14 protein-coding genes, 1 tRNA gene and 1 pseudogene are annotated in these 12,583 nt (G+C 73.6%); 3 read left to right on the forward strand and 13 right to left on the reverse strand.

All coding sequences use genetic code 11. The annotated features are described in order from the left end of the window. A pseudogene (locus tag ACERUN_RS12740) lies at nucleotides 1–224 on the reverse strand (hypothetical protein); the annotation flags it as partial. Further along, nucleotides 217–1,602 (reverse strand): cystathionine beta-synthase, encoded by a 1,386-nt coding sequence (locus ACERUN_RS12745; protein WP_370290370.1) that lies wholly within the window; start codon nucleotides 1,600–1,602, stop codon nucleotides 217–219. The pseudogene ACERUN_RS12740 and the gene ACERUN_RS12745, both read right to left, overlap by 8 nt. A 93-nt stretch (nucleotides 1,603–1,695) precedes the next feature. Between ACERUN_RS12745 and ACERUN_RS12750 the strand changes: the two genes are divergently transcribed. Both ACERUN_RS12750 and ACERUN_RS12755 read left to right on the forward strand, forming a co-directional pair. Beyond that, on the forward strand, nucleotides 1,696–2,754 hold the full coding sequence (locus ACERUN_RS12750) for an SGNH/GDSL hydrolase family protein (protein ID WP_370290372.1): 1,059 nt from the start codon (nucleotides 1,696–1,698) through the stop codon (nucleotides 2,752–2,754). A gap of 165 nt (nucleotides 2,755–2,919) precedes the next feature. Continuing rightward, nucleotides 2,920–3,960 carry a hypothetical protein gene (locus tag ACERUN_RS12755; protein ID WP_370290373.1) on the forward strand — a complete coding sequence of 347 codons (1,041 nt, stop codon included), beginning with the start codon at nucleotides 2,920–2,922 and terminating at the stop codon, nucleotides 3,958–3,960. A gap of 207 nt (nucleotides 3,961–4,167) precedes the next feature. On the opposite strand, the gene ACERUN_RS12760 is transcribed toward ACERUN_RS12755, so the two are convergent. The 10 genes from ACERUN_RS12760 to eno form a co-directional block, all read right to left on the reverse strand. After that, nucleotides 4,168–5,010 carry a Bax inhibitor-1/YccA family protein gene (locus tag ACERUN_RS12760; RefSeq protein ID WP_370290374.1) on the reverse strand — a complete coding sequence of 281 codons (843 nt, stop codon included), beginning with the start codon at nucleotides 5,008–5,010 and terminating at the stop codon, nucleotides 4,168–4,170. Between the two features lie 148 nt (nucleotides 5,011–5,158). Further along, nucleotides 5,159–5,863 carry a class I SAM-dependent methyltransferase gene (locus tag ACERUN_RS12765; protein WP_370290375.1) on the reverse strand — a complete coding sequence of 235 codons (705 nt, stop codon included), beginning with the start codon at nucleotides 5,861–5,863 and terminating at the stop codon, nucleotides 5,159–5,161. 1 nt (nucleotide 5,864) lies between these two features. After that, nucleotides 5,865–5,937: transfer RNA gene (locus ACERUN_RS12770), tRNA-Leu, on the reverse strand. A gap of 35 nt (nucleotides 5,938–5,972) precedes the next feature. After that, complete coding sequence (locus ACERUN_RS12775) at nucleotides 5,973–6,551, reverse strand: peptide deformylase (protein WP_370290376.1); 579 nt, start codon at nucleotides 6,549–6,551, stop codon at nucleotides 5,973–5,975. Then, the gene (locus tag ACERUN_RS12780; protein ID WP_370290377.1) at nucleotides 6,548–7,069 is read right to left on the reverse strand and encodes a glycine cleavage system protein R; all 522 of its coding nucleotides are present in this window, start codon (nucleotides 7,067–7,069) and stop codon (nucleotides 6,548–6,550) included. The genes ACERUN_RS12775 and ACERUN_RS12780 overlap by 4 nt, the downstream gene beginning before the upstream one ends. A gap of 7 nt (nucleotides 7,070–7,076) precedes the next feature. Next, the gene (locus ACERUN_RS12785; RefSeq protein WP_370290378.1) at nucleotides 7,077–7,802 is read right to left on the reverse strand and encodes a uracil-DNA glycosylase; all 726 of its coding nucleotides are present in this window, start codon (nucleotides 7,800–7,802) and stop codon (nucleotides 7,077–7,079) included. 87 nt (nucleotides 7,803–7,889) lie between these two features. Beyond that, nucleotides 7,890–8,831, reverse strand: a complete 942-nt coding sequence (locus ACERUN_RS12790; protein ID WP_370290379.1) for an exopolyphosphatase — start codon at nucleotides 8,829–8,831, stop codon at nucleotides 7,890–7,892. 2 nt (nucleotides 8,832–8,833) lie between these two features. Further along, complete coding sequence (locus tag ACERUN_RS12795) at nucleotides 8,834–9,421, reverse strand: DUF501 domain-containing protein (RefSeq protein WP_370290380.1); 588 nt, start codon at nucleotides 9,419–9,421, stop codon at nucleotides 8,834–8,836. Next, entirely contained in the window at nucleotides 9,418–10,017 is a 600-nt protein-coding gene (locus ACERUN_RS12800) for a septum formation initiator family protein (protein WP_370290381.1), read from the reverse strand. Before ACERUN_RS12800 ends, ACERUN_RS12795 begins: the two co-directional genes overlap by 4 nt. Nucleotides 10,018–10,040: 23 nt before the next feature. Then, the gene (gene eno, locus ACERUN_RS12805; protein ID WP_370290382.1) at nucleotides 10,041–11,318 is read right to left on the reverse strand and encodes a phosphopyruvate hydratase; all 1,278 of its coding nucleotides are present in this window, start codon (nucleotides 11,316–11,318) and stop codon (nucleotides 10,041–10,043) included. Nucleotides 11,319–11,479: 161 nt separating this feature from the next. On the opposite strand from eno, the gene ACERUN_RS12810 reads away from it, so the two are divergent. After that, nucleotides 11,480–11,881 carry a YidH family protein gene (locus ACERUN_RS12810; RefSeq protein ID WP_370290383.1) on the forward strand — a complete coding sequence of 134 codons (402 nt, stop codon included), beginning with the start codon at nucleotides 11,480–11,482 and terminating at the stop codon, nucleotides 11,879–11,881. Nucleotides 11,882–11,946: 65 nt separating this feature from the next. On the opposite strand, the gene ACERUN_RS12815 is transcribed toward ACERUN_RS12810, so the two are convergent. Beyond that, nucleotides 11,947–12,582 carry a TetR/AcrR family transcriptional regulator gene (locus tag ACERUN_RS12815; RefSeq protein ID WP_370290384.1) on the reverse strand — a complete coding sequence of 212 codons (636 nt, stop codon included), beginning with the start codon at nucleotides 12,580–12,582 and terminating at the stop codon, nucleotides 11,947–11,949. Nucleotide 12,583 lies beyond the last annotated feature (1 nt).

Genomic DNA, 12,583 nt, shown 5'->3' on the forward strand with positions numbered 1-12,583 from the left:
GCGCGGTCGGCCTCCGCGACGTGGGGGGTGGCCGACGGGTCGGGGCCGAAGAGCTCGCGGCGCAGGTCGGCCTCGGTCGTCTCGACGGCGTCGGGCTCGCGCTCGTAGGCCGCCAGGTCGTGGATGAGCCCCAGCAGGGCCGGGACGTCGTCCACGGTCGCGGGGCGGATGCCGGGTGGCAGCACCGGCTGCGCCCCGCCCCCGGGTTCGGTGCGATCAGCCACGTGCCAGGAAGCTCAGCAGGTCGTGGCGGGTGAGGACGCCGACCGGCTTGCCGTCCTCGTGCACCAGCACCGCGTCGGCCGACTCGAGCAGCGGCACGGCCGCGGTGGCGTCCTCGGTGGAGCCGATGGTGGGCAGCGACGGCGACATGTGGTGCTCGACGGGATCGTTGAGCTTGGCCTTGCCGGTGAACAGGGCGTCGAGCAGGGCCCGCTCGGACACCGAGCCCGCCACCTCGGCCGCGACGATCGGCGGCTCGGCGCGCACGACGGGCATCTGCGAGACGTCGTACTCCTGCAGGATGTGGATGGCCTCGGCGATGGTCTCGTTGGGGTGGGTGTGCACGAGCGCCGGCAGCTCACCGGTCTTGGCGCGCAGCACCTGGCCCACGGCCTGGGCCGGCTGCTCCTGGCCGGTGCTGAAGCCGTACTGCGCCAGCCAGTCGTCGTTGAAGACCTTGCTCAGGTAGCCGCGACCCGAGTCGGGCAGCAGGACGACGATCACCGCGTCGGTGCGCCCCTCGGCCGCGAGCTCGGCGGCCAGCTGCTTGGCCGCGTAGGCCGCCATGCCCGACGAACCGCCCACCAGCATGGCCTCCTCGCGCGCCAGGCGACGGGTGAAGGAGAAGGAGTCGGCGTCGGAGACCTCGATGATGCGGTCGGCGACGTCGCGGTCGTAGGTCTCGGGCCAGAAGTCCTCGCCCACGCCCTCGACGAGATAGGGGCGTCCGGTGCCGCCGGAGTAGACCGAGCCCGCGGGGTCGGCACCCACGACCTGGACGTCGGGGTTCTGCTCCTTGAGGTAGCGCCCGATGCCGGAGATCGTGCCGCCCGTGCCGACGCCGGCGACGAAGTGCGTGATGCGGCCCTCGGTCTGGCGCCAGATCTCGGGGCCGGTCTCCTCGTAGTGCGAGCGGGGGTTGTGCGGGTTGGCGTACTGGTTGGGCTTCCAGGCGCCCGGCTGCGAGGCCAAGCGGTCGCTGACGTTGTAGTAGGAGTCAGGGTGCTCGGGCGCCACGGCCGTGGGGCACACGACGACCTCGGCACCGTAGGCGCGCAGCACGTTGCGCTTGTCCTCGCTCACCTTGTCGGGGCACACGAACACGCACTTGTAGCCGCGCTGCTGGGCCACCATCGCCAGACCGACGCCGGTGTTGCCCGAGGTGGGCTCCACGATCGTGCCGCCGGGCTTGAGGGCTCCCGAGGCCTCGGCGGCCTCGATCATGCGCGTGGCGATGCGGTCCTTCACGGACCCGCCGGGGTTGAGGTACTCCACCTTCGCCAGCACCAACGGTCCGTCGGCGGCGAGGTCGAGCGAACGGTTCAGCCGGACCAGCGGGGTGTTGCCGATCAGCTGCAGCAGGGACTCGACGTACTCCATGCCCTCACCGTATCCGTGCCAGCGCCGGGCGCCACGCCCGTGGGCCGGTGGAGACGCCCTCCCCGGCTTCGCCGCCGTCGCTAGGGTGGCGGCGTGACCAAGGCCGGAGCAGCGCGCAAGCTGGCCGCCGCTGCGCTCTACGGCGGCGGCGGGCTCTCCGCGCTCGGCGCCGGCCTGTACGGCGTCCTCTCGGCCGAGGCGAAGCTGGCCCGCAAGACGATCGGCCCCGCCCTCGACGAGCCGCCGCCCGACGCCACCGGCTGGTACGGCCGCGGCCGCCCCGGCCCGGCGGTGCGCGTGGCGCTGCTGGGCGACTCCAGCGCGGCCGGCTACGGCGTGGACCGCGTGGAACAGACCCCCGGCGCCCTCATCGCCAGTGCGGTGGCCGAGCACGCCGATCGGCGCGTGTACTTCAAGGAGTTCTGCGTCGTCGGCGCGAAGAGCTCCGACCTCGCCGCGCAGGTCGACCGGGCGCTGCTCATCGACCCCGAGGTCTGCGTCATCCTCATCGGCGGCAACGACGTCACCCACGCGGTGCGGCCCTCGCAGTCGGTGCGCCACCTCGCCGAGGGCGTCCGTCGCCTGCGCGCGGCCGGCTGCCAGGTCGTGGTCGGCACGTGCCCCGACCTCGGCACCGTGCAGCCCATCGCTCCCCCGCTGCGCCAGATCGCCCGCACCTGGTCGCGCCGCCTCGCGGCGGCACAGACCATCGCGGTGATCGAGGAGGGCGGACGCACGGTCTCGCTGGGCGACGTCCTCGGGCCGGAGTTCGCCGCAGCCCCGGCCGTGCTCTTCGGCCCCGACCAGTTCCACCCCTCCGCCGACGGCTACCAGGCCCTCGCCGGCGTCCTCATCCCCTCGGTGCTCGCCGCGCTCGACCACCAGGCCCCGGAGGAGGCGGTGCTCGAGAGCTTCCGCGGCGAGGGGGTGCTGCCGGTCATCCGCGCGGCGCTGCAGGCCGTCGACCAGCCGGGCACCGAGCTCGACGGCACCGAGGTCGCCGGACGCCGCACCGGCGTGCGCGGCCTCTGGGTCGAGCTGCGCCACCGGCGCCAGCGCCAGGACGTCGCCGCCGAGGCACCCGACGTCCACGAGACCCCCGAGGCACCGGGCACCCCCGACTCACCCGCCGCCGAACCCACCCCCGCCTGACCGCCTCCCCTGCTTGTCGGTGGTCGCCGCGGTGAGCGGTCTACCAACGATTTTTGTCGTGTTTCCGGCCCGAATGCGACGAAAATCGTTGGTGCGTGGCAGACGGGCGGCGACCCCTGTGGAGAGCCGCCTCGAGCTCGCTTCGGACGACGCATGCTCGCCGCCATGGATCTGCACCTGCGGCGCCCGGGCGTCGTCGCGCCCGTCCGTGCCGACCCGCGCGGGCTCACCGGCCCGACGCCAGGCCAGGCGCGTGGACGACGGTGGCGCACGTCGTCTGCGGGGCGATTCGTGCCGGCGGAGGCCGACGGTGCCGAGGATCTGCAGCGGATCGTCGAGGCGGTGGCGAGCGCGCCCCGCGGCTGCGGGGCCACGGGCTGGGCGGCGCTGCGGTGGCAGGGCGCGCGATGGTTCTCGGGCCGCGACGCTGCGCGCGAGGCGCTGCCGGTGCCGATCGCGGTGGGCGACACCACGCACCTGACCGCGGCGCGGGGCGTCGTCGTCCGTCGCGACTGGCTCTTCGACGGCGACATCATCGACGTCGACGGTCTCCCGATCACCCGCCCGGAACGTTCGATCTGCGTCGACGCGCTGCGAGCGCGCTCACTCGACGACACCGTGCGCGTCATCTCCATGGCGCTCGCCGACGATCTCGCCACCTTGGACGACGTGGCCGCCTACGCCGAGCGGATCCGCGGCCGACCCCACACCCGCCGACTCCTCGAGGCGCTCGAGCACAGCGACGAGAACCTCTGGTCGCCCCAGGAGGTCACGCTGCTGATGCAGTGGCGACGGCAGCGCCCGCGGGCGCGGCTGCACTGCAACCCGCCGATCTTCGACCGTCTCGGCCGGCACCTGCTGACCCCGGACCTGTTCGACGCCGAGGCCGGAGTGGTCGGCCAGTACGACGGGCGCATCCACGACCGCGAGGAGGTTCGCCGCCGCGACCTCGTCGCCGAGGAGCTCTGCCGCGATATCGGGCTCGAAGTCGTCCGGATGGTCTCCGAGGACCTGCGCGATCGCGGGGCGTTCGAGCAGCGACTGCGCTCGGCCTACCGGCGGGCGGGCCGGCGATCGTCGTCCACGCGTGCGGAGTGGACCCTCGAGCAGCCGTCATGGTGGGTCGACACCTCCACGGTGGCGGCCCGGCGCGCCCTGGACGACGACACCCGGCGGCGCTGGTTGCGGCACCGATCGGCCGGCTGACTGCGCCGGGCTCGCTGCTCGCGGTGGTCGCCGCCGGGGGCGGTTCACCAACCATTTTTGTCGCTTTTCGGGGTGAAACCCGACAAAAATCGTTGGTGAACCGCAGACCACAGCGACCACCGCAGCCCGAGAACGCCGACGGCCCCGGCACCGCCGGTGAGGGCGGGGCCGGGGCCGGGTGGACGACGCTCGGTCGCCCGGGATGGATCAGTCCTGCTGCAGGATCGCGAGGATGCGGAGCAGGTTGGTGTAGATCCAGACCAGGGTGACGAGCAGACCGAAGGACGCGCGCCACGACTCGCGCTCGGGCAGGCCGTTGGCGACGCCCTGCTCGATGAAGTCGAAGTCGAGGATCAGCATGAACACACCGAGCACGAGGCCGGCGACGGCGAAGAGCAGGCCGGTGGTGCCGGTGTTGTAGATGCCGAGGTCACCGCCGAACAGGCTCATGACGAGCTGCAGGAGGCTGAGCGCCACCATGCCGAACATCGCGGCGATGACGAACGTGCGGAACTTCTGGCCGACCTTGATGTCGAAGAACTTGTAGGCGGCCAGGGTGCCGGCGAAGGCGGCGAAGGTACCGACGATCGCTTGCATGACGATGCCACCGAAGCTGCTGTCGGCACCGTAGACGGCGTCGAACAGCTTGCTCAGGGCGCCGAGCGCGACACCTTCGAACACCGCGAAGGCCAGCACCAGAGCCGGGCTGACGACCCGCTTGAACGAGTTGACCAGCGACAGGATGAACGCGACACCCGTGCCCACCAGGAGCGCGGCGCCGAGCGGGGCGAGCGCGCTCTCGTCGTTGATGTCGGGGGTGAGGACCCAGGTGGCGGCGGCCGCGAGGACCGTGACGCCGAGGGTGATCGCAGTCGTCTGCACCACCGAGTCGATCGTCATCCGACCCTGGCCGACGGGAGCCTTGGTGGGCTCGCCGTAGCCGGCGGGCTCGTAGCCGCCGTACTGGGGCTGGCCGAAGCCCTGGTAGCCGGCGGCACCGGAGCGGCTGAACTCCTCATTTCGACGGAACACCGGGTTGTTGCTCTGCATGGTCTCCTCCGCAGCATGTGCGTGTCGGCCGGTCCGTCACGGTGACGGACCTGGTCGTGATCGCCGCCAGTCTAGGCGGCCTCTGCAGGTAGAACGCTGGGGCGAGGTGAATGGTTCCCGCCCGGGGAGATCACTGTCGTGAATCGGCTCAGGCGCGTCGCCGCAGGCGCACCACCGTGTCGTGGACGACGACCGCCTCGCCGCCCACGACCTGCTCGCGCTCCTGCACCGCCGCCACCTCGACCTCCCAGGGCCCCGGCTGCGCGTCGTCCGCACCGAGGGCGGTGAGCACGCGGGCGGGATCGAAGAGCAGGCCCGGGCCGTGCGGACGACGTACGCCGGACTCGACGTCGTGGGGGTGGTGGGCGGTCACGAGCAGGCGCCCACCGACGGCCACGGCCGACGCGATCCCGGCGTAGATGCGGGCGAAGTCGGGCTCGGGCACGTGCAGGAAGCTGACGGTGACGAGGTCGAAGCGCTTGCGGGGCACGGGCCGCTCGTCGGTGAGGGCGTCGTAGAAGCCGAGCCGCAACCGCTCGCCGACACCGGCCTCCTCGGCGTGCTCGGCGACCTTGGCCAGCGCGACCTCCGAGACGTCGACGGCGGTGACCTGCCAGCCCTGGGTGGCCAGCCACACGGCGTCCGCGCCCTCGCCGCAGGCGACCTCGAGCGCGGTGCCGGGCGTGAGGTCGGCGACCTGCTCCACCAGGCGCTGGTTCGCTCGCCCGCTCCAGACGCGGTCGCTGCCGGCGTAGCGGGCGTCCCCGAAGCCGGCCGTGAGGGCCTCGCGCATCTCGGCGAGGGTCGGCTCGGCGTCGCCGGAGTGGTCGTGGTGGTGCGTCGACTGGTTCACGTGCCCCCGCCGGGATTCGAACCCGGACTGAACCCTTTTTAAGAGGGCTTCCTCTGCCGTTGGGATACGGGGGCGAGCAGTCCTGCCGGGTGCGCCGGCCGGCTCGGGGCTACAGGTAGGTCTGGCGCGGATAGATCGCGTGCGCTCCCGCCACGCGGTCGAGGAACAGCAGCCCGTCGGTGTGGTCGATCTCGTGCTGGAGGGCACGGGCCTCGAACGCGTCGGTGGCCACGAGCACCTCCTCGCCGGTGCCCGGGATCCAGCCGCGCACGGTCACCCGGGAGGCGCGCTTCACATCGCCGGTGAAGTCCGGCACGCTCATGCAGCCCTCGCGCGCCTTCTCGTTGCGGCTCGACTCCACCACCTCGGCGTTGCACAGCACGAAGGTGCCGTGGGTGGTGCGGGCCTTCGGGTGCTCGGTGACGTCGACGCAGAAGACGCGCACGCCCTCCCCCACCTGGTTGGCCGCGAGCCCCACGCAGCCGGGACTGACCCGCATCGTGGCCACGAGGTCGGCGGCCAGCCGTACGATCTCCGGCGCCGTGGGGTCGACGTCGGCTCCGCGCGACGACAGCACACCCGCGGGCGCGCGGACGACGTCGCGCACCGTGCCCTCGACGCCCAGCTCCGCCTCGGTCCACGCCGCCAGGCGGGCGGACCCCTCCGGGCTCACCGCCTGCGCGCTCACAGCTCGTCGGTGTCGGCCGGACGCAGGCTGGCGGTGACGCCGACCCGCTGGGCCGCGGCCGCGATGCCGCTCGCCAGCTCTGCGTCGTCCACGCCGGCGGGGAGGGCGATCTCGGCGACGAGCAGGTAGAGCTCGCCGGAGAGTCGCGTGGTGAGGTCGGTGATGTTGCCGCCCACCGCTGCCACCTCGCGGATGACCTCGGAGACGATGCCCGGACGGTCGCCGCCGTGCACCGTGAGCACCCATCCGCTGCCGGACGACGCCGCGCCGGCGTCGGCGCGCACCGGGCGCACCGCCACGTCGAGCTCGTCGCCGGCCAGGGGGGCCAGCGCGGCCTCGATCGCCGCGGCACCGACCGCACCGCGGCACAGCAGCATCATCGCGAAGTGCCCCCGCAGGAGGGTCATGGTGGAGTCCTCGATGTTGAGGCCCAGTCCGGCCAGACCGGCGGTGGTCTCGGCGATGATGCCGGGGCGGTCGTGGCCGAGCACCGTGACGGCGTAGAGGTCGTTGGTCACGGACGCATCATTCCAGCCCGGCCGCCGACACCGCGCGCGCCCGGCCCAGCACCGCGTCGGTCATCTCCGGGGTGAGGCGGCCGGTGAAGGTGTTGTGCTGGCTGGGGTGGTAGCAGCCCAGCAGGACGACGCCGTGCCGGGTGCGCGAGCGCGGAGGCGCCGCCAGCAGCACCTCGGCGGCATGGGCGAAGCGCGGCCTCGGGCGGGGCACCTGCCACCCCGCGCGGCCCAGCGCGCCCAGTGCTTCGGCCCAGCCGATGGCGCCCAGCGCCACCACCACCCGGAGCGTCGGCGCGAGGATCTGCAGCTCGGCGTCGAGCCACGGCGCGCACGCGGCGCGCTCCTCGGGGGTGGGCTGGTTGGCGGGCGGCGCACAGTGCACGGGCGCGGTGATGCGGACGCCGAACAGGTGCTGGCCGTCGTCCGCGGCCGTGCTCGTGGGCAGTGCGGCGAGGCCCACCCGGTGCAGCGAGGCGAAGAGCCAGTCGCCGGAGCGGTCGCCGGTGAACATGCGGCCGGTGCGGTTGGCGCCGTGAGCCGCGGGCGCCAGCCCGACGAGCAGGATGCGGGCATCGGCGGCGCCGAAGCCGGGCACCGGGCGCCCCCAGTACTCCTCCTCAGCGAAGGCTGCACGGCGCTCGCGGGCCACCTGCTCGCGCCAGGCGACCAGGCGCGGGCAGCGGCGGCACCGGCTCACCCGGGCGTCGAGGCGGGCCAGCCGGTCGTCGTCCACGGGGCCATGATGGCCCGGCGCGCTCCCTCGGCGGGAGCAGGCGCCGCGTCGGCGCACCCTCTCTGCCACGTCGGCGGCGGCGAGGGGTCAGCGGGCCAGGAGGGACCAGGCGATGCCGTCGAGGATGTCGGAGCCCGAGACGGTGATCGCGCTGCAGCGGGAGCGGGCGATCACGCGGCCGGCGATCAGCGCGCCGGCGTCGATCACGTCGGCGCGTCCGGGGTGCATCCACGGCAGGGCGCGGCGCTCGGCCACCGTCATGGCGAGCAGTCCCTGCACGAGGGTCTCGACGTCGGCGGCGGCCAGCCGGGCGCCGTGGATGCGCTCGCGGTCGAAGGCCTCGAGACCGAGGATGCCCGCCGCGAGCGTGGTGTGGGTGCCGGCCACGGCGACCAGCCGGTCGGCGGACGACGCATCGACCTCGCGGGTGGCCGCGTCGAGCGCGGCGTCGATGTCGGCGGTGATCGCGGCGATCTCGGCGGCGCTGGGCGGGTCGGTGCGCACGTGGCGCTCGTGGAGGCGCACCGAGCCGATGTCCATCGAGTGCGCGGCGATCGGGCCGGTGGAGGCCTCGCCCAGGATCAGCTCGGTGGAGCCGCCGCCGACGTCGACGACGAGCACCCGCCCGTCGAGGTCGGCCACGCCCGCCAGGCCGCGCACAGCGCCGTCGAAGGCCAACGCAGCCTCCTCCCGGCCCGACAGGACCTCGGGCGCGACGCCCAGCCGCGCGCGGACGCCGTCGACGAACTCGGCGGCGTTCTCGGCATCGCGCGAGGCGGAGGTGGCGCAGAAGCGGACGCGCTCGACAGGTACGCCGGCCGCGGCGATGAGACCGGCGAACTCCTCGACGGCGGCGAAGGTGCGCGCCAACGCCTCGGGAGCGAGCCGGCCGGTGGCGTCGACGCCCTGCCCGAGACGCACCATCCGGCTGGTGCGCAGCACCTCGTCGGGAGCGCCCGCGAGGTCGCCGACGAGCAGCTTGATCGTGTTGGTGCCGCAGTCGATCGCGGCGACCGGGGTCGTGCCCATCGTCAGCGCCCGATCCGGTCGTCGAGGTCGGGGCGGCCCGCCGGCTCGGGGTCGTCGAGACTGGCGCAGGGTCCCTTGGCCCAGTAGTCGCCGAGCATCTCGAGCACCTCGTCGCCGAGCGGGTTGACGCCCGGACCGGCGGCGAGGGCGTGCGCCGCGAGCACGTGCAGGCACTTCACGCGGTCGGGCATGCCGCCGGCGCTGATGCCGTCGATCTCGGGAACCTCGTGCCCGTGCGCCGCACCCACCGCCGCGCGATCGGCGAGGTAGGCCTCGTGGGCCGCGCGGTAACGGGCGGCGAGGTCGGGATCGCTCCCGAGGCGGTCCTGCATCTCGCGCATGACGCCGGAGGCCTCGAGCGTGCCGATGGCGGAGTTCACCCGCGGGCAGGTGAGGTAGTACGTGGTCGGGAACGGCGTGCCGTTGGGCAGGCGCGGCTCGGTGGTGACCACGTCGGGGTTGCCGCACGGGCAGCGGTGCCCCACCGCGTGGATCGCGCGCGGCAGACGCCCCAACTGCCGGGCCACCACGGCGGCGTCCGAGCTGTCGGCGGGGAGTCCGACGGCGGGTACGTCGTCGTGGGAGCTCACGGAGCGAGGTCCTCCTTCGGGGGGTCGATTTCAGGGCGAGGGACCTGCACGCGGGTGGGCGGGTCGCCGGCCAGCTTGACCGAGTCCCACACCTCCTGGAACCACTCGCGCCGGTCGGGGTCCTCGACCCGGCTGGGGTCGCTGAGCTCGACCGAGGCGTCGAGGGGGTTGCCGTCGCCGTCCACAGCCACGAAGGGGGTCTCGCCGCGCTGCACGTAGCCGAAGCGCTCGCGCGCCTGCTGGCGCACGTAGGAGGGATCCTGCCAGCGCGCCTTCTCGCGCTGGAGGTCGGCGATGGCGTCGTTGCGCTGGCCGATCTGCTGCTCCAGCGCTGCGATGCTCTGGCGCTGCTGCAGGTAGGCCCGCAGCGAGGAGGCGTAGGAGACCGCGAGCACCGCCAGCACGAGCACGAGGACGGCGGCCCGGCTGGTCAGGCGCGCCGAGCGCCGGTGCTCAGCGCGTGCCTTGGCCAGCGCCGCCTCACGCTCGCGCGCACCCTGCTTGCGCTGCGCCTTGAGCCGCTCGGCGTAGCCCGGACCGGACCGCCCCGCTGCGGGGCGGCCCGGCTTGCGGGCGGGACGACGCTGCTCGGCCATGGCGCGAGGGCTCCTGCTGCCGCTCAGCCCTGGTAGCGCGGGAAGGCCGCGGCACCGGCGTAGCGCGCGGCCTCGCCGAGCTCGTCCTCGATGCGCAGGAGCTGGTTGTACTTGGCCACGCGCTCGGAGCGGGCCGGGGCACCGGTCTTGATCTGGCCGCAGTTCGTGGCCACCGCGAGGTCGGCGATGGTGGTGTCCTCGGTCTCGCCGGAGCGGTGGCTCATCATGCAGCGGAAGCCGTTGCGGTGGGCGAGGTCGACCGAGTCGAGGGTCTCGGTGAGCGAGCCGATCTGGTTGACCTTGACCAGCAGGGCGTTGGCCTGGCCGCCGGTGATGCCGCGCTGCAGCCGCTCCACGTTGGTGACGAAGAGGTCGTCGCCGACGAGCTGGGTCTTGTCGCCGAGGCGGTCGGTGATGGCCTTCCAGCCGTCCCAGTCGTCCTCGTTGAGGGGGTCCTCGATGCTGACGATCGGGTAGTTGGCCACGAGGTCGGCGTAGTAGTCGATCATCTCGTCGGCGCTCTTCGAGGCGCCCTCGAAGGTGTAGGCGCCGTCGGCGTGGAACTCCGAGGCGGCCACGTCGAGTGCGAGGACGACGTCGGTGCCGAGCGTGTAGCCGGCCTTCTCGATCGCCTCGGCGATGAGGTCGAGCGCGGCGCGGTTCGACTCCAGGTCGGGAGCGAAGCCGCCCTCGTCGCCGACGCCGGTGGCCAGGCCGCGGGCCTTCAGCACCGACTTCAGCGCGTGGTAGACCTCGGCACCGACGCGCAGCGCCTCGCGGAAGCTCGACGCGCCGATCGGCGCGATCATGAACTCCTGGATGTCGACGTTGGTGTCGGCGTGCGCGCCGCCGTTGAGGATGTTCATCATCGGCACGGGCAGCAGGTGCGCGTTGGGGCCGCCGACGTAGCGGTAGAGCGGGAGGTCGGCCGACTCGGCGGCGGCACGGGCCACCGCGAGCGAGACGCCGAGGATCGCGTTGGCACCCACCGAGGCCTTGTTGGGCGTGGCGTCGAGGTCGAGCATCACCTGGTCGATGAGGCGCTGGTCGGAGGCGTCGAGACCCTCGATGGCCGGCCCGAGCTGCTCGATGACGGCCGTGACGGCCTTCTCGACACCCTTGCCGAGGTAGCGCTCGCCGCCGTCGCGCAGCTCGACGGCCTCGAAGGCGCCGGTGGAGGCTCCGCTGGGCACCGCGGCGCGCGCGAACGCGCCGTCGTCGAGGAGGACCTCCACCTCGACGGGGGGGTTGCCGCGCGAGTCGAGGATCTCGCGGGCTCCGACTGCTTCGATCGCTGCCACGTCTGGTGCTCCTGGGGTGCTGTGCGGGGGCTGGGAGGGCGGGCGGCAGGCCCGACGCCGCCTCAGCCTAGCCGCGGCGGGCGGTCAGCCCGGGCAACCCGTCCGCGCGTTCCACGACCGATCCGGCGGTGCCGGCCGCGGCAACCGGCATGCTAGGCGCCGTGAACCGCCCCGACCCGGCCCCGGGCCCCACGCCGCCGGCACGCCGTCGTCCTCACCGCGTGTACGGCGTGGGCGGCGACCCCGATATCCGCGACTCGCTCGCCAACGAGCGCACCTTCCTCGCGTGGGTGCGCACCTCGCTGGCGCTCGTGGCCGGCGCGGTGGCGGTGAGTTCCCCTGCGCTGGAGTTCTCGATGACGGCGCGGCTGGTGCTTGCGATCGGCCTGCTGGCCGTGGGTGCGGCCGGCATCGGCGTGGGCTGGCACCGCTGGATGCGCACCGAGATCGCGATGCGCACCACCTCCCAACCGCCCGGGTTCACCGGCGGGCTGCTGTTCCTGGTGGCCATCGGCGGCCTGCTCTCGGCCGCGCTGGTCATCTCGATCGTCGGGCACCGCTGAGCGGCGATCGCCGCGTCGTCGACCGAAACGCCCCATCTCGGCGCACCGGGGGCGCCACCTCGGCGTCAGCGGGCGAGGACGGCGTCGAAGAGCCGCACGCAGCGGGCGGTCATCTGCTCGCGGGTGACGTCGGGGTGCTGGGTCCACCAGGTGACGAGGGTGGCGAACACCTGACCCCACACGGCCGTCATCGCCTCGACGTCGAGGGGGTCGGTGACGCCGGCGAGGCGCAGCAGCTCGCCCACCCCCTCGGCCGCGAGCTCCTCGAGCCGGCGCCGGCAGGCGTCCTGGACGGTCGCGATCGAGCCGGTGGTGGGGGCGGTGGGGTCGTTGACCACCTGCCAGGTCCAGATACGGCCCTCCAGCACCCCGAAGACGCCGTCCAGGGTCACCAGGCCGCGCTCCACGCCGACGGCGCCGAGACGTGCCGAGCGCTCGATCTCGGTGACGATCAGCGCCGCGGCCTCCCCCACCACGCGCTCGAAGAGGCCGTCCTTGGAGCCGAAGTAGTTGTAGATGAGCGGCTTGGAGATGCCCGCGCGGGCGGCGATGTCGGCCACCGAGGTGGCCGCGTAGCCCTGCTCGCCGAACACCGCGCCGGCCACCGCCAGGATCTGCTCCTCGCGCTCGCCGCGGGCGACGCCCTTGGTGCCGCCCCGCGCGCCCGCGGCGCCACTCCGAGCCGTGGTCGAGGAAGCCATG

This window comes from Nocardioides sp. (assembly GCF_964229035.1).
GTDB lineage: Bacteria > Actinomycetota > Actinomycetes > Propionibacteriales > Nocardioidaceae > Nocardioides.